The sequence below is a fragment of the Gluconacetobacter liquefaciens genome, from assembly GCF_003350405.1.
GTDB lineage: Bacteria > Pseudomonadota > Alphaproteobacteria > Acetobacterales > Acetobacteraceae > Gluconacetobacter > Gluconacetobacter liquefaciens.
Map to the genome: position 1 here is coordinate 39,518 of NZ_QQAW01000006.1, position 25,571 is coordinate 65,088.

General features: G+C 64.3%; 23 protein-coding genes. 8 read left to right on the forward strand and 15 right to left on the reverse strand.

Translation table 11 applies throughout. From position 1 onward, the window contains the following. The 3 genes from C7453_RS11485 (at position 1) to sodC (ending at position 4,917) form a co-directional block, all read left to right on the forward strand. On the forward strand, positions 1–1,707 hold the full coding sequence (locus C7453_RS11485; RefSeq protein ID WP_114727690.1) for an SGNH/GDSL hydrolase family protein: 1,707 nt from the start codon (positions 1–3) through the stop codon (positions 1,705–1,707). Between the two features lie 336 nt (positions 1,708–2,043). Beyond that, complete coding sequence (locus tag C7453_RS11490; RefSeq protein ID WP_245948993.1) at positions 2,044–4,233, forward strand: TonB-dependent receptor; 2,190 nt, start codon at positions 2,044–2,046, stop codon at positions 4,231–4,233. 144 nt (positions 4,234–4,377) lie between these two features. Further along, positions 4,378–4,917 (forward strand): superoxide dismutase[Cu-Zn], encoded by a 540-nt coding sequence (gene sodC, locus C7453_RS11495; protein WP_114727853.1) that lies wholly within the window; start codon positions 4,378–4,380, stop codon positions 4,915–4,917. Positions 4,918–4,982: 65 nt separating this feature from the next. Here the strand turns inward: sodC and C7453_RS11500 are convergent, their stop codons facing one another. The 3 genes from C7453_RS11500 to fzlA all read right to left on the reverse strand — a co-directional run bounded on the left by C7453_RS11500 (position 4,983) and on the right by fzlA (position 7,194). Further along, on the reverse strand, positions 4,983–5,249 hold the full coding sequence (locus tag C7453_RS11500) for a hypothetical protein (protein ID WP_245948994.1): 267 nt from the start codon (positions 5,247–5,249) through the stop codon (positions 4,983–4,985). Between the two features lie 72 nt (positions 5,250–5,321). Then, positions 5,322–6,509 carry a BaiN/RdsA family NAD(P)/FAD-dependent oxidoreductase gene (locus C7453_RS11505; RefSeq protein ID WP_371858503.1) on the reverse strand — a complete coding sequence of 396 codons (1,188 nt, stop codon included), beginning with the start codon at positions 6,507–6,509 and terminating at the stop codon, positions 5,322–5,324. A gap of 16 nt (positions 6,510–6,525) precedes the next feature. Beyond that, positions 6,526–7,194, reverse strand: a complete 669-nt coding sequence (fzlA, locus tag C7453_RS11510) for an FtsZ-binding protein FzlA (RefSeq protein ID WP_114727692.1) — start codon at positions 7,192–7,194, stop codon at positions 6,526–6,528. Between the two features lie 157 nt (positions 7,195–7,351). On the opposite strand from fzlA, the gene minC reads away from it, so the two are divergent. The 3 genes from minC to minE all read left to right on the forward strand — a co-directional run bounded on the left by minC (position 7,352) and on the right by minE (position 9,259). Further along, entirely contained in the window at positions 7,352–8,074 is a 723-nt protein-coding gene (gene minC, locus C7453_RS11515) for a septum site-determining protein MinC (protein WP_114727693.1), read from the forward strand. 103 nt (positions 8,075–8,177) lie between these two features. Beyond that, the gene (gene minD / locus C7453_RS11520) at positions 8,178–8,993 is read left to right on the forward strand and encodes a septum site-determining protein MinD (protein ID WP_114727694.1); all 816 of its coding nucleotides are present in this window, start codon (positions 8,178–8,180) and stop codon (positions 8,991–8,993) included. Next, positions 8,990–9,259 carry a cell division topological specificity factor MinE gene (gene minE, locus C7453_RS11525; RefSeq protein WP_114727695.1) on the forward strand — a complete coding sequence of 90 codons (270 nt, stop codon included), beginning with the start codon at positions 8,990–8,992 and terminating at the stop codon, positions 9,257–9,259. The genes minD and minE overlap by 4 nt, the downstream gene beginning before the upstream one ends. Before the next feature lie 54 nt (positions 9,260–9,313). Here the strand turns inward: minE and C7453_RS11530 are convergent, their stop codons facing one another. The 3 genes from C7453_RS11530 to C7453_RS11540 all read right to left on the reverse strand — a co-directional run bounded on the left by C7453_RS11530 (position 9,314) and on the right by C7453_RS11540 (position 12,118). After that, positions 9,314–9,541, reverse strand: a complete 228-nt coding sequence (locus C7453_RS11530) for a hypothetical protein (protein ID WP_141289092.1) — start codon at positions 9,539–9,541, stop codon at positions 9,314–9,316. Continuing rightward, complete coding sequence (locus tag C7453_RS11535) at positions 9,538–10,209, reverse strand: GntR family transcriptional regulator (protein ID WP_114727855.1); 672 nt, start codon at positions 10,207–10,209, stop codon at positions 9,538–9,540. The genes C7453_RS11530 and C7453_RS11535 overlap by 4 nt, the downstream gene beginning before the upstream one ends. A 109-nt stretch (positions 10,210–10,318) precedes the next feature. Beyond that, entirely contained in the window at positions 10,319–12,118 is a 1,800-nt protein-coding gene (locus C7453_RS11540; RefSeq protein ID WP_114727697.1) for an ABC transporter ATP-binding protein, read from the reverse strand. Between the two features lie 286 nt (positions 12,119–12,404). On the opposite strand from C7453_RS11540, the gene C7453_RS11545 reads away from it, so the two are divergent. Further along, positions 12,405–13,439, forward strand: a complete 1,035-nt coding sequence (locus tag C7453_RS11545) for a glycosyltransferase family 4 protein (protein WP_114727698.1) — start codon at positions 12,405–12,407, stop codon at positions 13,437–13,439. 57 nt (positions 13,440–13,496) lie between these two features. Here C7453_RS11545 and C7453_RS11550 read toward each other — a convergent pair whose 3' ends face one another. The 5 genes from C7453_RS11550 to C7453_RS11570 form a co-directional block, all read right to left on the reverse strand. Then, the gene (locus C7453_RS11550; RefSeq protein WP_114727699.1) at positions 13,497–14,699 is read right to left on the reverse strand and encodes an MFS transporter; all 1,203 of its coding nucleotides are present in this window, start codon (positions 14,697–14,699) and stop codon (positions 13,497–13,499) included. 107 nt (positions 14,700–14,806) lie between these two features. Then, a complete protein-coding gene (locus C7453_RS11555; protein ID WP_114727700.1) occupies positions 14,807–15,532 on the reverse strand; it encodes a tetratricopeptide repeat protein in 726 nt (241 codons plus the stop codon). A 14-nt stretch (positions 15,533–15,546) separates the two neighbouring features. Continuing rightward, entirely contained in the window at positions 15,547–17,874 is a 2,328-nt protein-coding gene (locus tag C7453_RS11560) for a TonB-dependent receptor (RefSeq protein WP_114727701.1), read from the reverse strand. 313 nt (positions 17,875–18,187) lie between these two features. Further along, positions 18,188–19,084: a GNAT family N-acetyltransferase gene (locus C7453_RS11565; protein WP_170143204.1), complete on the reverse strand. Its 897-nt coding sequence runs from the start codon at positions 19,082–19,084 to the stop codon at positions 18,188–18,190. 975 nt (positions 19,085–20,059) lie between these two features. Beyond that, positions 20,060–20,746, reverse strand: a complete 687-nt coding sequence (locus C7453_RS11570) for a Fe2+-dependent dioxygenase (RefSeq protein WP_114727856.1) — start codon at positions 20,744–20,746, stop codon at positions 20,060–20,062. A 161-nt stretch (positions 20,747–20,907) separates the two neighbouring features. Between C7453_RS11570 and C7453_RS11575 the strand changes: the two genes are divergently transcribed. Beyond that, entirely contained in the window at positions 20,908–21,678 is a 771-nt protein-coding gene (locus C7453_RS11575) for a tetratricopeptide repeat protein (protein WP_114727703.1), read from the forward strand. Positions 21,679–21,710: 32 nt separating this feature from the next. Here C7453_RS11575 and C7453_RS11580 read toward each other — a convergent pair whose 3' ends face one another. From C7453_RS11580 to recA, 4 genes are all read right to left on the reverse strand, one after another. Continuing rightward, positions 21,711–22,817: an anhydro-N-acetylmuramic acid kinase gene (locus tag C7453_RS11580; RefSeq protein ID WP_114727704.1), complete on the reverse strand. Its 1,107-nt coding sequence runs from the start codon at positions 22,815–22,817 to the stop codon at positions 21,711–21,713. A 72-nt stretch (positions 22,818–22,889) separates the two neighbouring features. Then, positions 22,890–23,858 (reverse strand): type I pantothenate kinase, encoded by a 969-nt coding sequence (gene coaA / locus C7453_RS11585; protein ID WP_114727705.1) that lies wholly within the window; start codon positions 23,856–23,858, stop codon positions 22,890–22,892. 231 nt (positions 23,859–24,089) lie between these two features. Then, on the reverse strand, positions 24,090–24,518 hold the full coding sequence (locus C7453_RS11590) for a hypothetical protein (protein ID WP_245948995.1): 429 nt from the start codon (positions 24,516–24,518) through the stop codon (positions 24,090–24,092). Beyond that, on the reverse strand, positions 24,502–25,554 hold the full coding sequence (recA, locus tag C7453_RS11595) for a recombinase RecA (protein WP_114727706.1): 1,053 nt from the start codon (positions 25,552–25,554) through the stop codon (positions 24,502–24,504). Before recA ends, C7453_RS11590 begins: the two co-directional genes overlap by 17 nt. Positions 25,555–25,571 lie beyond the last annotated feature (17 nt).

Here is a 25,571-nt window from a genome sequence, read left to right on the forward strand (position 1 = left end):
ATGCGCTTTGCAGGCCACCTGAACCCCTGCGGGCTTCTGTTCTGGTCAGCCTGCATGGTGGTCTTGACGACCGCGCCGACAATGGCGGCCGAAGACTGCCCGGTTTCCGGCGCACCCGAGATGGTGTGCATTGGCAGCGGGGCTGTCCCACCAGACCGCCAACCTGGCAGCCACGACGATTCGCGGGCAGGCTTCGCCGTCGGCGATTTATGGCAAGCCGGGGGGCGGGTCTGGCACGCCGTTTCGGTCCAGCCCGATGCTGCACGCTGGGACCCGGTGCCCCTGAGCCGGCCAGGCGACGCGTTCGGCAACCATACCGTCTTCGCTGGCGGTACGATGAGGATGATTGCGGATTATACCGGTCCGGCACTGGATGTCGCGATAACGCATGCCGGCCGCATTGAACAACGCACGATCGCAATTCGTCCGGACGGACATTTCGATGCACCGGCGCTGGAAAGTGCGCTGCTGACACGCGACAGGGGTACGGCCGCACAGGTCACGCGCATCTATGACCAAACCGGCCACCATCATGATCTGACAGCCGTTCCCGATCATGCGGCGGCGCATATCGGCGCGGTGCGCATCGCGGGACAGGACGTCATTTCGTGGGGTGAACAGAACGGGCCAGGAGGATTCTCGCTCCCTGCGGACCTGGTCCTGCCGCGCGACGGATTTTTCTTTGGCACCACGGGGATGGTCGCCTCGTCCAATAGTGCCTCGGGCGCCTATCCCATCCTTGCGACTTTCGGCCAGGGTGAACAGGCCGTTCGCATCTTTACCGGCAGCTATACGCTCGACGGCTTCGTCCATCTGGGAGATGCGAACAATCCTGATCAGCGGAGTGGCTTTGTACTGCCCAGCAGTCCGGCGGCATTCGGAATCGGCTCAGGGCCCGATGGTTATCGGCTCATGTCATCTCGGGCAAAAGTGCCACATCCCAGCAGGATCGGCCCGGGGACATTGAGCGGAGGCTTCATCGGTTATGGCGGCGCAGAGGCCAATGCGCATGCGTGGGTCGCCCAGGGACACGGAACTGGCCTTTACACCGGCATCGTCATCGCCGATGCGACGCCTTCAGATGGCATGCTGCTGGCTTTTCAGGCAGCAGCGGCGGCCGACAGTCACGACCTTCCCCAGCAACGCACCGTGTTCGTGGCAATCGGAGATAGCCGAACCGAGGGATATCAACTGGCGGATGGCGCGAACTGGCCCGTCCGAATGCAGCAGATGGCGCGATACCAAAGCTATAACTTCGCGGTATCGGGCGCCACGACGCGACAGATGCTCGCAGCCCTGCCTGCGGCGGGTGTGGCGGCGTCAGGAGCCTCCCGGCGTGTCGCAGTGGTATTCGGAGGTTTCAACGACCATCTGCAACATGACAAGATCCCGGTCGACGAGACCATTGCCAACCTAGCAACGATCGTGAAGACATTGAAAGCATTCGGTTTCAAAGTTGCGCTCATGGCAGAGGCCACGACCGATATGTCCTGCCGGACAGCGATCGCGAATGCACTTCATCAAGGCCGTCTTGCCCCCGATCTCGTCATCGACCCCTTTGCCGAAGGGCAACCGCTGTCCAATATAGCCGATCGCCGTTACTGGCAGGCGGATTACACGCATCCGACCGACGCCGGCGCTGCCATGCTGGCAGACGTCGTGTGGGCAGGCGTGAAGTCCATGCTCTCTCCTGTCGAGCATCCCTGAACCGCAGCGCCCGCCGCTCCCCCGTCATGCCGGCCGCACGTTCCCGCTCAGAACGGAAACGCCGATAAAGGCCAAATAAAACGACGCAACGCACGCGCGCGGGCCGATTTTTCAAACCCTCTCCGGGAGGCATTCGCCTGTGGCTTTCGGGCAACGTGCATCCGGGGAATAGCTGACGGAACCCGCTGGCCGCCTCCACGTATTGCGATCAGTTCTCATTCGCGTGTATGTGTCAGCCCCTTTCACGGCTTGCCATTGAGGCCACCCTTGCACGCTCGATCGCTTCTCAATGCTCTCCGCCATACTGCGGCTTATGCAACGATACTGACGCTCCCAGTGTCGATATCCACCGTTGCATCCGCCCAGGATCAGGCACAGGCCGATACCCGAACAGCCGGAAACACCTCCAGGCCAACCCAGCCTGTCGCCCCGACAACAGTCCGGACCGACGCGGCGAACAAGGCTGGTCCATCCGACGAGCAGATTGTCGTGCAGGCCCGGCGCCGCAACCAGATGGAAGTCATCTCCGGCGGCCAGCTCGGCGTCCTCGGCACCAAGAAGGGCCTGGACGTGCCCTTCAACGTCCGCAGCTACACGTCGGCCCTGATCCTGAACCAGCAGTCGCAGACCCTCGGCCAGGTGCTGGAGAACGACCCGTCGGTGCGCACGACCTACGGCTACGGCAATTTCTCCGAGCAGTTCGTCATTCGCGGCTTCCCCGTCTATGGCGACGACGTATCGATCAACGGGCTCTACGGCATCGTGCCCCGCCAACTCGTCTCGCCGCAGCTTTACGATCAGGTGCAGGTACTCAACGGCGCCAGCGCATTCCTCAACGGCGCGGCCCCCGGCGGCTCCTCCATCGGCGGCAACATCAACCTGATGTTCAAACATGCCGGCGAAACCCCGCTGACCCGCGTTACCGGCGACTACGAGAGTGCCGGCATGGGCGGTGGCAATATCGATGTCAGCCGCCGTTTCGGCACCGACAACCAGTTCGGCGTGCGGATCAATGTCGCGGGCAAGAGCGGCCAGACCGCAATCGACCTGGAGCGCCGCCATTCGGTCGCCGTCGGCGGCGGCTTCGACTGGCGCAGCCGCGACGGTGCAACCCGCGTGACGCTGGACATGGATTACGAAAACCAGGGCGTAAACCAGGGCCGCCCCGGCGTGCTGCTGGGCGCGGGCCTCACGCGCGTGCCCCGCGCCCCCTCCCCGTCGAGCAATTACGGCCAGCCCTGGACCTATACCGAGCTGAACTACATCTTCGGCATGCTCAACGTGGAACATGATTTCTCGAAGCACCTGACGGCCTACGCAGCCTTCGGCGGCCTCGGCGGTAACGAGAAAGGGAATTATTCGACCCTGACCGTCACCAACGCCGCAACAGGCGCGGGCAGCTCGGGTTCGATGTATGTGCCTTATGTGCAGACCAACGAGAGCACCCGCGCCGGCATCCGGGCTCACTTCACCACCGGTCCGCTGAAGCACGAGATCAACGCGGGCGGCTCCGGCCTCTGGTCGGAGAAGGACACGGCCTATGCGTTCTCCCTGACATCGCTGGCCACCAACCTCTACCGCCCGACATTCTACCGCCAGTCCGCCCCCGAGACACTCGTGGGTGGTAACGTCAACAACCCCCGGAAGAACGGCTACACCAGCCTCTACAGCCTGTTCTTCTCCGATACGGTGTCCGCGTTCGATGATCGCGTAGCCCTCACGGCAGGCTTCCGCTACCAGAACATGCTGGTGAACGATTACGGATACGGAAACTACTTCACCCGCTACAATCAGGATGCCTTCACCCCCGTCGTCGGGCTGGTGGTGCACCCCACGCGCCAGACCTCCATCTATTTCAACCGGATCGAAGGGCTGGCACAGGGCCCGCAGGCATCGGGCAACGTCATCAATACCGGGCAGGTATTCCCACCCTATCAGACCGTGCAGTACGAAATCGGCGCGAAATACGATATCGGGCGCTTCAGCACCTCCCTCGCCCTCTACCAGATCTCGCAGCCCAACGCGTACGCGGTGCCCTACGGCAATGGCGGGCAGTCCATCTTCTCGGTCGACGGGCAACAGCGCAATCGCGGTATCGAATGGACGGTCAACGGCGAGATCGTGAAGGGGCTGCGCTTCAACGGCGGCACCGCGATCATCGACGCGAACCAGCGACGGACCTCTCAGGGCATGTATGACGGTAATCGCGCCATCGGCGTGCCGGGCTACACCATCAACGCCAACCTCGAATACGACCTGCCGTTCATCAGGGGCGGCACACTGACGGGCCAGGCCATCCGCACCGGTCATCAATGGGCCGACAACGCCAACACCCTGAAGGTTCCAGGCTGGACACGTTTCGACCTCGGCGCGCGCTATACGTTCCTGGTGGACCACAAGGCACTGACCGCCCGCTTCGGCGTCGAGAACCTGGCCAACACGCGCTACTGGACATCGGCCTTCGGCGGCTTCTTGCTGCAAGGCATGCCCCGCACGTTCAAATTCTCGATCACCGCGGACCTGTAACCCCCGACGACGGACGGTCACGTTTCGGTCAATGCACAGAATCGGATATCGCGTTTCGGACGAACCACGCGAATCATGCTAGCTTTTCAGGACATTGCGCGGGCCGACCCCAAACCGGGCCGCGCAGAATTCGAGGAGGAAACGATGGCGTATTCATGCAGGAACTGGGTCGCGGCCCTCGGCCTGGGGCTGCTCGCCCTTCCGATGTCCGCCTACGCGGCCGACAAGCTGACGGGCGACCTCAAGGGCAGCGACGGCGCCTCCCACGGCACGGTCGAGGTCACCGAAGCACCCAAGGGCGTCATCCTGCGCATCACCGCGACCGGCCTCACGCCCGGCTGGCACGGCGTGCATTTCCACGAAAAAGGCGACTGCACGCCGCCCGCGTTCAAGAGCGCCGGCGGCCATGTCCATGCGCACGATGTCGCCAAGCCGGTCCACGGTCTGCTCAACGCCAATGCCAACGATGACGGCGACCTGCCCAACATCCATGTGGGCACCGACGGCACCGCCACGGTCGAGCTTTATTCCACTCTGGTGTCCTTCAAGGGCGACGGCGGACGCCCCGCCCTGCTCGATGCCGACGGCTCCTCGGTGGTCATCCACGCCAAGCCCGACGACTACCAGACCCAGCCGATCGGCGGCGCTGGCGATCGCGCGGCCTGCGCGGTCCTGGCCCAGTAAACCACCACAGCCCGGTCGGGAGGAGACAGGTTCAGCCTGTCTCCTCCCCCTCCGATTCGGCCAGACTATTTCCCCGGATGCACGTTCCCGTAGGACGGCGCACCCAATCCCGGGCATGAGCAATCGGACCCCAGCGGCACCTGCGTCGGCAGATGGCAGCTATAGGCACCCGCCTTGCAGAGATATCCGTATCCGGCGATCGGGGTCCCCGGCGGCGGCGGATACCCCTCCGCCACACCCGTACACCCCGCCGGCACCACCGCCAGCCCTGCCAGAAGCAGGAACATCCGCCCCCGCGCAACCAGCGGGCGCGCAATCAGATCAGTCGCCATTCCATCCTCCCGTTCAAGAACCATGCAAATCCTGAAACGGCTGGTGGGACCAACGAGTTGCGCGCCCCGCGATCAACCCTTCCCGGCGATCGCACGTCCCGCCGCATGGCCGCTGGCCCAGGCCCACTGAAAATTATAACCGCCAAGCCAGCCCGTCACATCCACCGCCTCGCCCACCGCATAAAGGCCGGCCACCTCCCGCGCCTCCATGGTGCGCGACGACAGGTCGCCCGTATCAATGCCCCCGCGCGTCACCTCGGCCTTGGCATAGCCCTCGCTCCCGGCCGGCATCAGGCGCCAGCCGGCCAGCACCTGCCCCAGGCGGTTCAGCACCGCGTCAGGCACATCGCCAACCGGCCGGTCCGGCAGATGACGCGCCGCCATCGCCTGGGCGAAACGCTGCGGCAGGAAACCGCCCAGCATCGTCCGCCCCTCCACCCGTGGCCGCTGCCGCTTCGCCTCGCGCAACACCGCGCCGGCATCGCATCCAGGCAACAGGTTCAGGCTGATCTCCCGCCCCGGCTCCCAATAGGACGAAATCTGCAGGATCGCCGGACCCGACAGGCCGCTATGGGTAAACAGCATCGCTTCGCGAAAGCGCTTGCCGCCACACTGTGCCTGCACGTCCAGCGAAACACCGGCCAGTTCGCGCGTCCATCCCTCCCCGACCGCATCCAGCGTCAACGGCACCAGCGCCGGAGCCGTCGCCGTCACGCCCAGCCCGAACTGCCGCGCAATTCCGTGCGCAAGACCGGTCGCACCCATACGCGGGATCGAAAGTCCACCAGTCGCCAGCACCAGGGCCGGCGCACGGAACACCCCGCGATCGGTCTCCACCCGGAACCCCTCGCCGCCACTCACCCCCACGATCCGGTGCGACAGGCGGATATCCACGCCTCCGGCCGCGCACTCCGCCAGCAACATGGCCACCACCTGCCGGGCCGATCCGTCGCAGAACAATTGCCCCAGCGTCTTCTCGTGCCAGGCAATGCCATGGCGGTCGATCATCTCCAGAATGTCGGCGGGCCTGAACCGCGCCAACGCCGATTTGGCGAAATGCGGATTGCCGGAGAGAAACCGCCCAGGCTCGGTATCCAGGTTGGTAAAGTTGCAGCGTCCCCCGCCCGAAATCAGGATCTTGCGCCCGGCCTCGGCCGCATGGTCCAGCACCACCACCCGCCGTCCGCGCTGGCCGGCCGCCAGCGCCGCCATCAGCCCGGCCGCGCCCGCGCCCAGCACGATGGCGTCCGTCTCGATCATCTGGGACATCGCGCGCTCAGAAATCGAGGTCGGCGTAATGATCCGGCGGCACGATCCCCGTCACCCGGTCGTTCAGCAACGCGCGGAAACACGGGCGGGACTTCATCCGGGCGTACCAGTCCTTGGCCGCCGGCGCCTTGCTCCAGTCGACATCGTTGATGAAATCCAGGCACGACAGATGCGCGGCGGCGGCGAAATCGGCCAGCGAGAGCGTCGGTCCCGCCAACCATTTCCGCGTCTCGGCCAACCAGTCCAGATAGGACATATGATAGCGGATATTGGCATACCCCGCCCGCAGCGCGTTGCCGTCCGGGTTGCCGCGCCCCGCGATCCGCTTCATCACCTTCTCATGCAGCAGGTTCTGCGTCACTTCGCTGGCGAATTTCTCGTCGAACCACGCGACCAGCCGCCGCACCTCGACCCGCTCGGCCAGTGTGCGCCCCAGCAGCGGCGTGTCGGGATAGGCTTCTTCCAGATATTCGCAGATCACCGACGAATTGGGGATCGAAAGCCCGTTTTCCTCGACCAGCATCGGGACGGTACCGGCCGGGTTGACCGCAAGATAGTCGGGCCGTCGTTCCCACACCCGTTCCATCATCAGTTCGAACGGCAGCCGCTTCTCGCCCAGAACCAGACGAACCTTGCGACAAGAGGGCGAAAGCGGAAGATGATAGAGGATACGCATTCTACCACTTTATGCCATCGCAACACGCCGCGCCAAGAGCCCACGCACGCCTCGATGGAAATCTGCGCCCAAACGCGCGGATCGCTCGACAGCGCCCCGTTCTCACGGTAGCTGAAACGGGTTCCCTTCCCAGCAAACGTGAAGGTCCGTGACGCCCTTGTCCGACGAAACCCGCCCGCTTCCCCGCATTCGCGCCCGTGGCCGTTCCTTCCTGGCCCTGGTACTCTCCCCCGAAGCCGAACTCGATGACTGGCTGCGTGGACTGGATGCCCAGATCGCACGCTCGCCCTCCTTCTTCGTGGGCAAGCCGATCATTCTCGATCTCGGCCTGCTGTCGGGCGATGCCGAAGGGCTGGCGGAACTCTATCCGGCCCTGCTGGAACGCGGGGTCCGGATCATCGGAATCGAGGGCGCCGATCCGGATTGGCCGGCCGTAGCCGGCTGGGACTGGCCCATGGCGTTCGAGGGCGGCCGCGCCGCCGGCACAGTGGAACTGCCCGACGAAGACACGGACGGCACGGCACCTGCCGTCGTCCAGCCGGCAGGGCCCTCATCGGCGCTGGTCGTCGAAGGGCCGGTGCGGTCCGGGCAGTCGGTCCAGAATCCCGACGGCGACGTGGTCGTCATCGGGTCCGTGGCATCGGGGGCCGAGATTTCGGCCGGCGGGTCGGTCCATGTCTACGGCACGCTGCGCGGGCGGGCGATCGCCGGCATGGGCGGGCAGACAGGGGCGCGGATCTTCGCAGGCGTGATGAAGGCGGAACTCCTGGCGATCGACGGCTATTACATGATCGCGGAGGAGATCGACCCGGCCCTGCACGGCCGCTCGGCCCAGGCCATGCTGGAGGACGATACCCTCGTCGTCCGGACACTGAACTGACGATCGCTCCGCTTTCCCGTTGCCCTCACCACATTTCCGCCATTAGATTCATATTCAAGACGTTGCCGCAGGACGGCAGGTCCCGACATAAGGAAACACGCATATGGCCAAGGTGCTGGTTGTCACTTCGGGTAAGGGCGGTGTGGGCAAGACCACATCGACCGCTGCCCTCGGCGCGGCACTGGCCCAGACCGGGAAGAACGTCGTCGTCGTCGATTTCGACGTCGGACTGCGCAACCTGGATCTGGTGATGGGTGCGGAACGCCGCGTGGTGTTCGACCTGATCAACGTCGTGCAGGGCGATGCAAAGCTGGCGCAGGCCCTCATCCGCGACAAGCGGGTGGAAACCCTCTCCATCCTCCCCGCCTCCCAGACACGGGACAAGGACGCCCTGACCCCCGAAGGCGTCGCGCGGGTCATCGAGGAACTGCGTGAGAAGTTCGACTGGGTGATCTGCGACAGCCCCGCCGGCATCGAGCGCGGCGCGCAACTGGCGATGTACCACGCCGACCAGGCGGTGGTGGTGACCAATCCCGAGGTCTCCTCGGTCCGCGACAGCGACCGCATCATCGGCATGCTCGACAGCACCACCGAGCGCGCCAAGAAGGGCGAGAAGATCGACAAGCACCTGCTACTGACGCGCTACGACCCCGCACGCGCCGCACGTGGCGAGATGCTGCGCACCGAAGACGTGCTGGAAATCCTGTCGATCCCCCTGCTGGGCATCATTCCCGAAAGCGAAGAAGTCCTGCGGGCATCGAACCTCGGCATGCCGGTCACGTTATCCAATCCGACCAGTGCACCGTCTCGCGCCTATTTCGAAGCGGTGCGCCGCCTGGAAGGCGAGACACTGGATGTCAGCGTGCCGACCGAACGCAAGGGCCTGTTCGACTGGCTGTTCAAGCGGAGTGTCGCATGAGTTTTCTGGCCTCATTCTTCGGACGCAAAACCTCGGCCCCTGTCGCCCGTGACCGTTTGCAGATCCTTCTGGCGCACGAACGCGCCGGCGAGGGTCAGTCGGAACTGATCGCCAAGCTCCAGGAGGAAATCCTGGAGGTCATCAAGCGGCATATCTCGGTCGATCAGGACAAGGTCCAGATCAAGATGGATCGCGGCACAGGCGTCTCGATGCTGGAGATCGACATCGAGGTTCCCGAAACCAGACCGGCGGTCAAAACCGCCTGAACAGGGGCTATCCAGCCGGGCCCGGTCTGACCGGCCCCGGCCGCCGCCCCACGTTCACCATCCCTGCCGCACGCGCTCCGCATAGGGCACGTCCTGGCGGCCCCATATTCTGATGGCGTTACCCAGCGTCAGCAACACCAATATATGGCGGCCGTACCAATCCAGCATTTCCAGGCAGAACGGCACCTGGAAACCAAAGCCGCCCACCATCAGGCAAGCACCCGCGATGATGACGGCGATCGTCGCCACATGAGCGGCACGGCGTAGGATATCCCCCCTCACGGCTGGTCCCGTACCATACCTTGCGACAGTAACGGCTCGATCCAGCTCCGCGCATAATCCGCATCGACAATCAGCGCGCGGGTCGCGGCCTCCGGATCATGCGCCCGCAACGCGGCGATCAGGTCCTCATGGGGGTGGTGCATCCCGGCCGGCCGCGCGGGCGGCGCGGTACGGGCCAGCGCATAAAGCGGCCCGATCCGCGCCCACAGGTTATGCAGGATATTCGCCGTCAGCGGCAGGTCGGCAATGCCCGCCAGCATGGCATGAAAATCGGCATTCCCGGCCGCCATCATGCCTTCATCCTGCCGCGCACAGGCAAGCTGGAACTGCTCATGCACATCCGACAGCGCATCCAGTTCCTCAGCCGTGGCGCGCAGGGCCGCCGCCTGGATCAGCCGGCTTTCCAGATCGACGCGCAGCGAATGGATTTCGCGAAAACTGGCGGGCGTGATCTCGGGCACCACCGCCGTATTGCGATCGTTCAGGTCCAGCGCCTGCTCCGATACCAGCCGCAACAGGGCCTCGCGCACCGGCGTGGGGCTCAACCCCAGCTCAGCCGCCAGCGGGCGCAACACCAGCCGCTGGCCCACCTTGTAGCGACTGCGGATTAGCCCGCCGCGAATATATTCATAGGCTTCGGCACTCAGCGCCCGCCGGCCATTCTCCATCGCCGCAGGGCTGGGCCCCGCCGCCCTCTCCGCGACATGCCCCCGCCCTTCAGGCAAAGCCGCCACACGCTCCATCACCTCAACCTCGTCCCGATCCGTCATCATCTCGTTACACCACGTCCTCGATAAACATGGACTGGCGTTCGAGGAAATCGCGATATGGGCCTTCGGTCCGTTCCAGCACGCTCACCGGCCCATCCTGCACGATCCGGCCATGATCCATCACCACGATGCGGTCGAAATCACGCAGGGTAGAAAGCCGGTGCGCCACCGCAATCACGGTACGCCCCACCTTCAGGCGGTCCAGCGCCTCCTGCACGCGCTGCTCGCTCTCGCTATCCAGCGCGCTGGTGGCCTCGTCGAGGATCAGGATGGGCGCATTGCGCAGAAACGCGCGCGCAATGGCAATCCGCTGCCGCTGGCCACCCGAGAGCTTGACGCCGCGATCCCCCACCTCGGTCTGGAAGCCCTCGGGCATCGCGTCGATAAAGTCGCGACACCCGGCGGCGATCGAGGCCGCGATCACCTCGTCATCCGTCGCATCCGGCCGGCCATAGCGGATATTCTCCATCACCGACCGCCGCAGCAGCGACACATCCTGCGGCACTACCGACATGCAGGCCCGCAGGCTCGATTCGTCCAGATCCCGCAGATCGACCCCGTCGATCTGGACCGCTCCCCCCTGCACGTAACGCAGGCGCTGCACCAGCGCCAGGATCGTGCTCTTGCCCGAGCCCGACCGCCCCACCAGTCCAACCCGCGTCCCGGCCTCGATCACCAGATTGAAATGCGACAGCACCGGCGTGCCGCCCGGATAGGCGAACATCACGTCGCGAAACGCGACTTCGCCCCGCACCGGGCCGGCAAAGCCGCGCGCATTCGGCGAATCGACCATGTCATGCGGCACCAGAATGGCCGAGAGCGCCTCGTCCAGCCGCGCGATATGCTGGATGGTCTCCACCAGCGCCACCGCCAGATCGCGTGTGCCATGCAGGATCATGAAGCCCAGATTGGCCACCATCACCACGTCGCCGATGCTGGCGCGGCCCAGATGCCACAGCATCACCACCCAGAACAGCAGGCCGGCCGTCAGCACCGCCGTCAGCACCGCATGCACCAGCCGCAGCTTTTCCATATAGCGCAGCGACCGGCCCCGCGCGCCCATCTCCTGGCGCATCGTCTCGCCCAGACGCAGCCGCTCATAACCCGTCATCCCGAAGGACCGGACCAGCGGCAGGTTGTTGACGATGTCCAGCATCTCGCCATCCACGCGCGCCGCCTCGGCGGCATAATGCTGGTGCATGCCCCGCCCGCCGGCCGCCATGCGGAACATCAGCAGGCACAGCCCGGCCGACAGCGCCACGATCACCCCCGCCATCACCGGGCTGATCGTCAGCAGCAGGCTGACCGACAGCGCCACGTTCAGGCAGGGCGGCAGCACATTCCACGCCGCCAGATTCTCCAGCGTGAAGACCGACATCGAGGCGGTGGAAATGCGCGTCGCCATGGCGCCGGACATCCGGTCGGCGAAATAGCCGGCGGAATGGCCCGTCAGGTAACGGAACAGGTCGCGCCGCACGTCGCCGGTCATGTCCACGAAGGCATAGGTCGCGAACCACCCGGCCACCCGCCACGACATGTTGTCGAAGGCAATGACCACGACCAGGGCCACCACGGCGTTCCAGACGGGCGGCATGTCTCCCACACCGTGCGCGGTCATGGTATCGACCAGGAAGCGGGTGGCATAGGTGGCCCCGACGGTGCACGCCACGGCGACCATGACGGAGAGGAAGATCACGGCATGCAGCAGCGCATGACCCCGCGCATAGCGGAAGACGAAGGCAAGCGGCCGGCCCGGATAATGAACCAGCTGATCGTCTGAAATGGTGGTTCTGGTCTCAGTCGCCAAAATCGGCTGCCCTCTCTGCTGCCGGCCTGTCCGGTCGTCGTGACGCGCGGAAAGTTCCACACCCTGAAATGTTTATCTATCCGGATCGGGGGCAGGAAAGATAGGCTCTCCCTGCCCATCCCCGCAGATGCCGGGCAGGTCGGCCCGTCAGACGGAACAACCTTTAACGCGCTTCGTTCCACCTGCTGCCACAGCCCGCCCTCCGGCGTGCCATTGATTTGCCGTTTCCCGATGGCACGCTAGCATCCCCTGTCCATTCATGCGGAAGAAAGAAGTGACCAGCCCCATGCGTATCGCCCAGATCGCGCCGCTCCATGAAGCCGTACCGCCCAAACTGTATGGCGGCACCGAGCGTGTCGTGTCTTTCCTGACGGAAGAACTGACGGCCATGGGCCATGATGTGACCCTGTTCGCCAGTGGCGACAGCGTGACCTCCGCCCGGCTGACCGCCTGCTGGCCCCAGGCCCTGCGCCTCGATCCCGCGATTCGCGACCCGATCGCGCCGCACATGCTCATGATGGAGCAGGTCGCCCGCGCGGCGGAGCAGTTCGATATCCTGCATTTCCATATGGATTACTGGCCCTTCACCTATTTCAGCCGCCAGCCCACGCCGATGCTCACCACGATGCACGGTCGCCTGGACCTGATGGAACTGCAACCGGTCTTCGACGCCTTCCCCAAGGTGCCGATCGTCTCCATCTCCAACAACCAGCGCCTGCCCCTGCCCCAGGCCCATTATGTGCGCACCGTGCTGCACGGCCTGCCCGAAAAGCTGCTGACGCCCCAGCCGGGCCCGCGCGACTATTTCGCCTTCCTGGGCAGGATCTGCCCGGAAAAAGGCGTGGACAAGGCAATCCGCATCGCCCGCGCCCTCAACGTGCCGCTCAAGATCGCCGCCAAGATCGACAAGGTGGACGCCGAATATTTCGAGCGCGAGATCGTCCCCATGCTCGGCGAGGGCGTGGAACTGATCGGCGAGATCAACGACCGCCAGAAACCCGCCTTCCTGTCGGGCGCGCGCGCCCTGCTGATGCCGATCGACTGGCCCGAGCCGTTCGGCCTGGTGATGATCGAGGCCATGGCCTGCGGCACCCCCGTCGTCGCCTTCCGCCGCGGCTCGGTCCCCGAAGTGCTGGAAGACGGCCTGACCGGCCTGATCGTGGATGACGAGCACGAGGCCATCGCCGCCTGCGCCCGCCTGCCCGAAATGCAGCACGACCGCATCCGCCAGCGATTCGAGGAACGCTTCACCGCCCGCCGGATGGCCGAGGACTATCTCGACATCTACCGCGAACTGATCGAAGCCAAAAAGACGGCCTGATCAGCCACCTGAGCCTGACCGGAACAGCGCGCCGAATCGACCGGCGCGCCCATCCGGTCAGGCGCGCGGCCGCGTCGTCTCGCCAGCGACCACCTGCCGCCCCAAGGCGATCAGGGGCAGCACCGCCCCGGCCAGCGAGACCGCCTGCCATCCACCGTGATGAAACAGGGCGGCCGCCAGCACCGAACCCGCCGCCCCACACAGAAAAACAATGGTCATGAACAGCGCGTTCAGCCGTCCCCTTATCTCCGGCCGCAGCAGATAGATCGCGCGCATGCTGACCACCTGGTTAGTCTGCACCCCGGCATCCAGCACGATCGCCGCCACCGCCAGCGGCACCAGCGCATGGGCCGTCACCGCCACCAGACCCAGCGCGAATCCTCCCGCCACCAACAGCATCGCCCCGGTCGTGGCCGCATTCGTCAGCCCCCGGTCCGCCAGCCGCCCGGCCAACGGGGCCGCCAGCGCACCACCCGCCCCGGCCAGGGCGAAGAGCGCAATCCCCGTCTGCCCCAGATGAAACGGCGCCGAAGCCAGTTGCAGCGGCACCGCCGTCCAGAAAATATTGAACGCGGCGAACACCGACCCCTGATAAAACGCCCGTCGGCGCAGCAGCGGCGTCTCCCGCAGGATACCGGGCAGCGAGGCCAGAATATGCCCGTAGGTCAGCCCGTCATGCACGGGCTGCCGACGCGGCAGGCCCCGCGCCAGCCCCACCATCAACAGCAGCGTCATCACGCACGATATCAGGAAGACGGCATGCCACCCGGCATGATCGGCCACCACGCTGGAAAACGGCCGCGCCAGCATGATCCCGCCGATCAGCCCGCCCATCACCGTGCCGACCACCCGCCCGCGATCCTTCTCGGCCGAGAGATGCGAGGCCAGCGGCACCAGCACCTGCGTCGCGGTCGCGAACACGCCGATGGCAAACGCCAAGACCAGAAACGCCCCAGCCGACCGCGCAAAGGCGGAGGCCAGCAGCGTCAGGGCCAGCCCGCCCAGCGCCACCAGCACCAGCCGCCGGTTCTCCAAGATATCGGCCAGCGAAACCAGGCCGATCATGCCGCAGCCATATCCCAGTTGGGTCAGCATCACGATGCTGCCCAGCCATGCCGGTGCCAGGCCGATATCCGGCCCGATCAGGCCGATCAGCGGTTGCGCATAATAGATATTGGCCACCACCAGCCCGGCGGCACAGGCGATCAGGCGAATGATTCCGGCCCCGGCCGGCGCGGAAGAGGCGGAGGAAGCAGTCATCTCGTCATCCCGATACGTATGACGGAACTCTATCCCCCGAAAGGCGGTATTGCCAAAATCCGGACCAGAGCCAGGACCGGTGGCCGCCGCCGATCCGGCTCCCCCGGTCAGGCCCCCGATCCATCCACCTCGCCGGCCGGGGCAAACCGCATGCCCCCCTCGTCCTGCATCCCACCCCCCGCCAGAAAACGGTCCATCTTGGCGCGAAAGGCCGGTGTCGCGGTCCGACCGGCAATCTCGAAATGCCGATGCGCCTGCGCCGTCCGCCCCTCCGCCAGCAGGAAGCGCCCCAGATTGAAATGTCCGCGAAAATCGCCGCCATCGGCGGCGCGGGCATACCAGGCCCGTGCCTGCGCCAGATCGCGCGTCACGGCCCAGCCGTCTTCATAAAAGCCGCCGATGATATTGAACGATTTGCAATGCCCGCGCGCGGCGGCCCGCCGCAACCACGCCAGCGCCCGCCCATGATCGGGCGGGCCGTCCCATCCCAGGGTCAGCCCGGTGGCGTAATTGTACATGCCCCAATCCAGACCGGCGCAGGCAGCCCGCCGATACCAGCGCATCGCCTCCGCCGGGGCCGGGGGCATCCCCCACCCCAGTTCGCAGCAGCGCCCGACCATGTTGCACCCCATGGGGCTGCCCTGCCGTGCCGCCGCCAGAAACCAGCCCAGGGCGGCGCGCGGGTCGCGCGGCAACAGCACGCCGTCCAGCAGGATCTGCCCCAGCGCAAGCTGCGCATCGGCCACCCCGCCGCCGGCCAGGTCGCAGATCGTCGTAACCCCGGCCGTCACCGCGTCCCGTCCAGCCTCCGGCATGGCGGCACCCTTCGGCATGGCAATCCGCCTGCTCAGAAATGCGCGTTCAGATTGACCATCGCCGTCCGCCCCGGCGCCTGCATCGCGTAATGCGTGGTGTAGGCCTGGGTGAAATAACGCCGGTTGGCCAGGTTCTGGATGTTGAGCTGAAGCGTGTAGTGCGTCAGGAACCGGTAGCTCGCCATGATGTCGAACCGGTAATAGCCCGGGATGAATTTCGGCGCGGTGGGGGAATCCGTGCCATAGACCTTGGCCATGTAATAGACGCCACCCGCGATCGTCAGCGGCTCGATCGGGCGATAGGTCGTCCACAACGCCAGGCTGTTCTCCGGCGTGTTCGGCGCATGCCGCCCATCCATCACCCCGGCGGCGGCACCCGCGCCACCGGCCTTCAGCAGGCGCGCGTCCAGATAGGTAAAGCCGCCATTGATCGACCATTTGCGGGTAATTTGCCCGTTCACGCCAACCTCGAAACCCCGTACCCGCTTGGTCCCGCCATTGTCGATCCCGCCCGTCGCGGTCGTGATCTTGAAGTTCGTGGCGTCGATCTGGAACAGCGCGCCGGTCAGCAGCAGCCGGTTATGCAGCACGTTCCACTTGGTGCCGACTTCGATCGTCCGGTCGCGCTCGGGCTTCAGCACGGCTCCCACATTGCCGCTGCGGTCGGCGCCCAGACTGATATCGTCCGACCCCTGCCCCACGGAATTGCCCGGCGGAATCGCCGACGTGGCGTAAGACGCATAGATCGACCCGTTGGAACGCGGCTTGTAGACCAACGCGCCCTGATAGGTGAACAGATTGTCTCCGCGCCCATACTCGCTCGTCGCCGTGCGATAGGTGCTCTGCACATTGTCGTAACGCAGGCCGACATTGGCCTGAAGCTGCTTCAGCAGCGTGATCGTATCGAACAGATAGACGGCCTTGGTATCGAAGCGCGTGCTGTTCGGGTTGCCGGTACGCTTCAGGTCGCCCGTCCACAGATCGTTCGGGTTCGGATCGAGCAGCGACGTGCAGGTATGCGACGAAAAGGCCAGCGCCGTCGCGCAGCGCGTGAAGTTCGTCCCCGACCCCACGTTCTGGCCATTCACATAGGCCGTATAATTGTCGTTCTTGCCCTGCTCGCGGGTAAACTCGGCCCCCGAGGCAAACTGGTTCTTGAAACCCGCCAGATCGAACGAGCCAAAGAAATCGGTCTGGTTGGTCGCCGTATCGAAGGTTGAGAAGCGGCTGTTCAGGCGGCGATAGACATAACCGTAATAGATATTGCCCTGGCTGTCGTCCGGCATCGTCCAGCGGTCGTTCTGGGTCGTTTCCGAATAGCGCGTGGTATTGCGCAAATGCAGCGTGCTGCTGAAATCATGCTCCAGCCGCAGCGTTCCCATATCGATGCCATCCTGGTTGGAATCCCGGTTTTCCAACCCGTACCACGTATCGAACGGCACCTTCACCGGCGCGCCGCTCCCCGTTCCCAGCACCCGCGCCGTGCCATCCGAACGCCGGTTGAAAGTCGGATTGCTGTAGGGAATGCCGACATCGGGCAGGTCGTCATTCTGCATGTGATAATACATGACGGTCACGCGATTGGCCGTCCCCAGGCCGAACGACAGCGACGGTGCCACGCCGAACCGGCGATAATGGGTCGGCCCGCGCCCGGCCACCCCCTGGTCGTCACCCATCAGGTTCAGGCGGAAGGCTCCGGTATCCGTCACCCGCCAGTTGCCGTCGAACGTGCCGCGTTTGTAATCGGCATTCCCGAAACCAAGATTGGCGTCGATCGCATTCTTCAGCGTCGGCATCTTGCTGTTGATCAGCAGCGCGCCACCGGCACCGCCGCGCCCGGCAATGGCGCCGGAATCACCCTTCACGACCTCGATCGATTCCACATTGAACGTCTCGCGCGACTGCGCGCCCACATCGCGCAATCCATCGACGAAGGTGCTCGACTGCGCATCGAATCCGCGCAGGAACGGCCGGTCGCCCACCGGATTGCCGCCCTCTCCCGCCCCCATCGTAATGCCGGGCACATTGCGCAGCGCATCGGCCAGCGTGTTCGAGGCAGTCTGGCTCAACAACTGGCGGGAGATGATCGAAACGCTCTTGGGCGTATCCAGCAGCGGCGCGGTGAATTTCGGCGACATGTCATGCCACTGGCCCACAACCTCGATATGCTCGTGCCGGGGATTCGCCCGTTCTTCCTGCGCCTTTTTCTTTTCCTCGTCGGTCAGCCTGTCCGCCGCCGCCACGCCCGGCGTCGCGGCCAGCCCCTGGCCACCAATCATCGCCATCGCCAGCCCACACAGGACCTGACCGCGCTGGGGCGCCACCTGCCGCACGTTACGCCATTTTCCAGTGACACCCATTCGCCCCGGTTTCCTCAACACAACACATGAAAATGCGACCTATTCGCATTAAACGATTATGTTTCATGAGAGATACAAAGCGTCAAGGAACCTAATTAAGACAAAAAATGTCCGGTTTCCCGAAAGCCGGAAACACCTGTCGCAAGCGGCGCCGAAAACGATCCCTCGGCCCCTGCCGACCGGCGGGCTCCATACCGTGCGCTACCCCCCGATCGGCCTGCCGCCATGGCCGGTTGCGGGGCGATATGTTCAGTCGCCCATATCAGGCGGTTTGCAACATTTTCCAGATCATCGAGGCCAAACCAGACAGATATCAGGCCACGACCTTCTTCCAGTAATCCCTCAGAGAGAGGAGAGTCGCATTGGCGGCGCGCTCCCATTCATAGCGCACGGAAGCGCCGATCACATGCGGGCGAAGGACTGGAGGCTGCCCAAAGCTCGCAAGCATCTTCGCAGCGCCGACAGACGCAAAACTATCGAAATCGAATGTCAGTTTCTTCGCCGCAGAAAGCCTCAACGCTTCCCATATCAACAGCATGTTGGCACCCGGTATCGACGCACTCCGATCACGCGCAGACAGCCAATAATAAAGGTTCTTCTCATCCCATATCAATACTGATGAAGAGACCTGTTTTTTCTTTTCATCGTAGGCGCTGATCACGCACGCCCTGTCGTGCCGCAGGCAGGCCTCGAAGATTTTCGCCATCTTCGTAAAATCATGCCTGTTTTCCGACACCGACTGGTCGACCAGGGACATGCGAATGAAATCTTCAATGTCCGAGCTTTGAGTAACCTCAAGTTTTTGCGACGCCGATCGGATCAGGTTCCGCGTCTTCTGGTCACATTGCTCCAGGACGGCACAGGGCGTCACATCCGGCGGTATGCGGAAGGTAAACTCATTTCTTATCTGCAAGCCGCAGATCGAAAAAGCGAATGCAGAATCATCCGATGGATCAAGACGAATTTTCAGATGATCGTATTTCGGAAGCTTCTGCATAAGTTCAGCGACGATGTTCCGTATCTTCTGCCCTCTACGGAACGGCTTCGAAGCAGGAAGGAAGAAACGCGGCCCCAATGTTCTTGTATAAGGAGGAGGAATTATATACCGCATCCCCAAATGCTTTTTCCGACAATAATGAAAATCAGAGACAATATTCCCCCCATTTTTTATTTCGAGGGTCTCATAATTTCCATCAGTCGCGGCGTCCATCCACCAGTTTTCATGAAATATCGAATGCTCAACGGAAGGGTAAGAAGCATCGGAGGAAGATGATGACATTAACATTTTGCCGGCGACTCAAATTTGTGTCTTTATGTGTCTATTGATACACAATGTATCCAAAGGTTTCATATGACAAATATTTTATATTTCGTCAATGATCAGTCGCATCGAGATAATGATCGTCACCAGCCGCAATGCCGAACGAGTGCCCCATTGCGGCCGAACCGAAATTACTCAATAAGTTATTGATTTACTTTACTATTATGCCGACGTTTCTTTTGCACGGCGCGTCCAGTTGCAATTCCGCCCGCGCTTCCGCCCGCATCGCGGTCCAAGCCAACCGCCCGTTGTTATGTAACAATTGCAATCCATCAAGCTGACGAAAAGCGTGCGGATCGCGACAACACGCCAGCGTCACGGACCTCAAACACCACAATCGAGGGGCGCACAACCGCAAGCCATCTGCGGCAACCCGGCGCATAAAGTCCGGCGGCAACGACCAGACACGTTCCCGCCTTCATGACCCGTGACAGCCAAGACGAGGCACGAGGAGCGTTTCCACCGAAAGCAGGTTCGGCGCAAATACGCTAGTTTGTTGTTTTTACGAAAATCTTCACCTGTTTGAATGCACGCCTTCAAACAGGACCTGCTCTATACGGCCACCATGCCGGCGGCGGATCACCTCGCGCAAACGATATCGCACCTCCGGCCCGCCATGACGGGGCGTGGCGTGGCGTGGCGTGGCGTGGCGTGGCGTGGCGTGGCGTGGCAAGAGGCACGCCATACGCGGCAACCGGGCAAGGGCTTTGTCAGCCAGCCGAAAAACCGGCGCGCAACGGCAGTTCGGGTGCCTCTGTCGTCACACAGGGGCCACCGAGCCCTCCGTCAGTCCACACGCGTCCGATCATCGACGTCCGAAGGGCTTTTCAGAGCCCCAGCCAGACGACCTTCTGTGTCACGCGCTCAGAGCTCACACCATTGGCGCATGAGATTATGATAGCAGTTCACGAGTTCCAGCACGGCGGGGTCATCGTCCGGCAGGCGCGTGCGCAGATCCATGATCGTGCGATCGAGGTCGAACAGAATCCGCCGCCGCTCCACATCCCGCACCATCGACTGCGTCCAGAAGAACGACGCCCAGCGACTCCCGCGCGTGATCGGGGCCACGTCATGCAGCACCGTGGTATCGTAAACGATCATGTCGCCGGCAGGCAGCTTGATCTCCTGCACGCCCGACGCATCATGAATCCGCAACGCGCCTCCCTCGTACTCCTCCGGATCGGTCAGGAAGAGCGTGGAAGACACATCCGTGCGAATGCGCATCCCGCCGGAATTGGGGATCGGCCGTATGGCATTGTCCACATGCGCGCCGAACGACATGCCTTCGTCGTAGCGGTTGAACAGCGGCGGCACGACACGCAGCGGCACCACCGCGCTGTTGAACAGCGCGTTCCGCCCCAGCGCACGCAGCACGATCTCACCCAGCGACCGATGCAGCGGATGGTCCAGCGGAATCTGGAGATTATGCTTGGCCGACGCCGATTGCGGCCCCGCCGTCACCTTGCCGTCCGCCCACGGCGCGTCGGCCAGCGCACGACGACAATGCAGGACTTCCTCGGCCGAAAGAACATCGGGGATATGCAGCAACATGGCAGTCTCGATCAGGGAGCAGGCCCGGCCCGGCATGGGCAGCCGGCATGGACAACATGGCAACGCTGCTGAATAGCCACATTGCAACAGATTATCAATTGCACAATTAATCAACCCATGGTTTGTAACCGCCGACTGCCAATCGTTACGGGTCCCAGCACATGCGGATTGTCCACGCCCTGAAGAAGGCCACCCGCCGGCGCCGCCCCGTCAGGGAAACGCCCCCCGCCCTGCCTGACTTTATCGAGGCGATCCGCACCCGCGCGGCGCAGGGCCATGTGGCGGAACAGGTGCGCTGGGGCGACATCCTGCTCGACAGCATCTATGTGCCGTCCGACCCGGCACAGGCACGACGGTGGTACCAAATCGCGGCCTCAGCCGACTACGCGCCCGCCCATAACATGCTGGGGCGCTGCCATCATTTCGGCTGGGGCGGCCCGCCCGACCTCCCGGCCGCCGCCGCCAGCTACAGAAGGGCCGCCGATCTCGGCGATCTCTGGGGCTGCTACAATCTGGGCATCATGACCATGCGCGGCATCGGCATGCCGGCCGACCTGCGCCGCGCGCTGGACCTGTTCCGCAGCGCCGCCGAGCGCGGCCACGCCAAGTCGATGAACCTGGTCGCCCGCTTTACCGAGGAAGGCTGGCACACCGAACGCGATCCCGCCGTGGCCCTCCAGTGGTATCGCCGTTCGGCCGAAGGCGGCGATTATCGCGGGCAGCATAATTATGCCACGGCCCTGCTGGCGATGGGCGACCGCACCCAGGCGCTCGACTGGTGGCGGCGCGCAGTCGGCGATGCAACCTCGGACGTGCTGCTGGCCATGGCGCGCACTCTCCACACACTTGGACCGGACGGCGACCCCACCCTGCTGCAACAGGTGCGCGACCGGCTCGATAGCCTGGGCATCCCGCACCCCGTACCGGCCTGATCCGGCGCCTGCTCCCAGACAGGCCGGCCATCTTACCGCCGCAGACGCTCCAGCACCCGCGTCGCGGCCACGGGCAGGCCCTGCTGCGCCACCCGCCCCCCACTGACCGGCCGCCCTGCCCCGGTCGTTCCAGGGAAAGAGAGCGGCAGCCCCCGCACGGCCCGCGCGGCGAGAAACCCGAAGCACTGGGCCTCCAGCGCATCGCCATCCCACCCCACGTCCTCGACCGGCTCCACGACGGCCCCCAACGTCTCCCGCAATCCATCCATCAGCACCGGGTTGTGGCGTCCCCCACCGCAGACCAGCCAGCGGCACGGCTGAAACGGCAGCGGCAGACTCGCCACGGCCCGCACGGTAAAGGCGGCCAGCGTCGCCGCCCCATCGGCGGGCGAAAGCGGCGCCAACAGATCCATCGCCCGATGAAACGCCAGCCGATCCAACGATTTCGGCGCGGGCCGGGCAAAGAACGGGTCGCCCATCAGGCGCGCCAGAACCGCGGCATCGACCCGCCCCGCCCGTGCCAGCGCGCCGTCACGGTCACAGGGCACACCGGTATGGCGCATGGCCCAGTCATCCAGCAGCGCATTGCCCGGCCCCACATCGCAGGCCAGCAACGCCCCATCCGCCCCGATCAGCGAGACATTCGCCACCCCACCGATATTCAGCACGGCCAGCGGGTGCGCCAGCCCCCGCGCCAGCGCCTGGTGAAAGACCGGCACCAGCGGCGCGCCCTCGCCTCCCGCCGCAAGATCGGCGCTGCGGAAATCATGCACGACCGGCACCCCGGTTTCCAACGCCAGCAGGGCGGCATCGCCGATCTGCCAGCTTCGGCGCTCCGCCGGACGATGCAGGATCGTCTGGCCATGAAAACCGATCAGTTCGGCCGGCCAGTCCAGCGCGCGCACAGCCGCGACATGCAGCAGCGTCAGATCCCGCTCGGCGGCCAGCAACTCCCGGTCATTCCCCGGCAGGTTCCCCGCACGATCGAGAATGGCACGGGTCCGCGCGCGCAGTTCGGGCGGGAAAGGAATGGTCACCGTCGGTCCGGCCGCGCCAACCGCTACGCCGTCCGTCTCGATCCCGGCAGCATCGACCCCATCCAGCGACGTGCCGCTCATCAGACCGATCACACGGACCATGGGCCCTACCCCCTGCGAAACAGCGGCAAGCCTATCCCACCCTGGCACATTCCGGAACCGGGCCGCCCACCATCAGAGATAGCGCAGGCGAACCTCGCTGATGGCGTGCGACCGCGCCTTACGCATGATCAGCCGCGCACGTTCGCGCGTCGGCAGAATATTGGCTTCCAGATTGGGCAGGTTGATCCGGTTCCAGATCCGCCCCGCCACCTGTGCGGCCTCGGCGGGCGAAAGGTCGGCATAATGATGGAAATAGGATGTCGGCTTGCGGAACGCCGTGCGCTGCAACAGCAGGAACCGCTCCACGTACCACGATTCGATATCGCTGGTGGTCGCATCGAGATAAATCGAAAAATCGAAATAATCCGACGCCACCATCGACCGGTCGGTACCGGTCTGCAGCACGTTCAGCCCCTCGAAGATCAGGATATCCGGCCGGTCCACCGTCTGGAACCGGTCGGGCACGATGTCGTAGGCTTCGTGCGAATACAGCGGCACTTCCTGCAACCGCTCGCCCGCCTTCACGGCGGCGAGAAAGCCGATCATCCGCCGCAGGTCGTAGCTCTCCGGAAAGCCCTTGCGCTGCATCAGGCTCCGCTCTTCCAGAACCCGCGTCGGCAGCAGAAACCCGTCCGTCGTCACCAGATCGACCCGCGGATGGTCCGGCCAGCGCGACAGCACGGCCTGAAGCAGCCGGGCGAAGGTGCTCTTGCCCACCCCCACGCTCCCGGCAATCCCGATGATGAACGGCACCGAAATGCGCGGACAACCCAGAAACGCACTCTCCACCATGCTGTTCAGGCCGCGCGAGGCCATCACATACAGGTTCAGCAGGCGTGACAGAGGCAGATAGACCTCGGCGATATCCGCCATCGAAACGGGCTCATTGCGCCCACGCAGCGCCGCGATATCCTCTTCCGACAGCGAAAGCGGCACATTGGCCCGCAACGCCGCCCACTCCGCACGCGAAAAATTCAGATACGGAAGCGGCGGATCGCCATCACGCGATACCGACCCCCAGGGAGGCATACGAAGCATCATGAATCTATGTCCGCGCCGGACAGATGCCGCCGGGTCTCGTGCCAACAACCGTCATGAATCCGCTTCCCCAGGATGGGCCATCATTCCGGCCTCGTTCAGCGCGGCGTAACACCAACGGTTGGAGCGATCCAGTGGACCACGTTCCCCCGCCCGGCCGATCTGGCCCAAAAGGGCTGAAAACCGCCATATTCCGCCACGCTCATGACAGAGACGTGACCCACGGCCGCCAATCTAACGCCCGGTCGTCGTCTGCCCACGATTACGGGCGCCATAACTCACCTGCGTGTCGGGAATAACGTAATGGCCGCCCTCTTCCTTCTCGCTATCATCCCCGGCGGCATTGGCATCGAAGCCGGACGCGATCATCTGCATGCCCCAGGCATCGGGAAGCGGCTGATAGTCGGGCTGCCGCCCCGCCGGCGCGGCAGACATGGGCTGCGACCCGTCCTTGTTCCCCTTACCATCCGCGGATGCCGTCTTTTTGGCATAGCCCGGCCGTTCCTGCCCGCTGAACAGGGTCAGGGGCGGCACATCGATCGACTCTCCATCCGGCCGCTTGAACCCGCAGGCCGTCAGACCGGCCAGCAGAACCAGCAAAGCAAGGCCGCGCGGCCCCGCCTGCCGGCTTATCGCCCCGCGCCGGTCACTCGGCGTCGGCAAGATCCTGTTCACCGGGGGACACCAGCATCGCCTCGGCCACCACGCCCGCCTGCTCGCGCACGCGTCGCTCGATATCCGCCGCCATCTCCGGGTGCTCGCGCAGGAACTGCTTGGAATTTTCCCGTCCCTGGCCGATCCGCTGACTGTCATACGAGAACCAGGCTCCCGATTTCTCGACAATGCCCGCCTTGACGCCCAGGTCGATCAGTTCGCCCATCTTGCTGATCCCCTCGCCATACACGATGTCGAATTCGACCTGCCGGAACGGGGGGGCCATCTTGTTCTTGACCACCTTGACGCGGGTCTGGTTGCCCACGACCTCGTCCTTGTCCTTGATCTGCCCGATCCGGCGGATATCCAGGCGCACCGAAGCGTAGAATTTCAGTGCGTTGCCACCCGTCGTCGTCTCCGGGCTGCCGAACATGACGCCGATCTTCAACCGGATCTGGTTGAGGAAGATCATCATGGTGTTGGAGCGCGAAACCGTCCCGGTCAGCTTGCGCAGCGCCTGGCTCATCAGCCGCGCATGCAGGCCCACATGGCTGTCGCCCATGTCGCCTTCCAGTTCCGCGCGCGGCACCAGGGCGGCGACGCTGTCCACCACCAGCACGTCGATGGCGCCCGAGCGCACCAGCGTATCGGCAATTTCCAGCGCCTGCTCGCCGGCATCCGGCTGGCTGATCAGCAGATTGTCGACATCCACCCCCAGCTTGCGGGCATAGCCGGGGTCCAGCGCGTGCTCGGCATCGATAAAGGCACAGACGCCGCCCTTCTTCTGGGCTTCGGCGATCGCATGCAGCGCCAGCGTCGTCTTGCCCGAGCTTTCAGGGCCGTAGATCTCGACGATACGGCCACGCGGCAATCCGCCGATCCCCAGCGCGATATCCAGCCCGAGCGAACCGGTGGAAACCACATCCACCGCCTCGTTGGGGCGCTGGCCCAGCCGCATCACCGATCCCTTGCCGAACGCGCGTTCGATCTGGCTCAGCGCGCCTTCCAGCGCCTTGCTCTTGTCAATGCCCGGTGCCTGCGCCATCGCCCTCAATCCCGTTC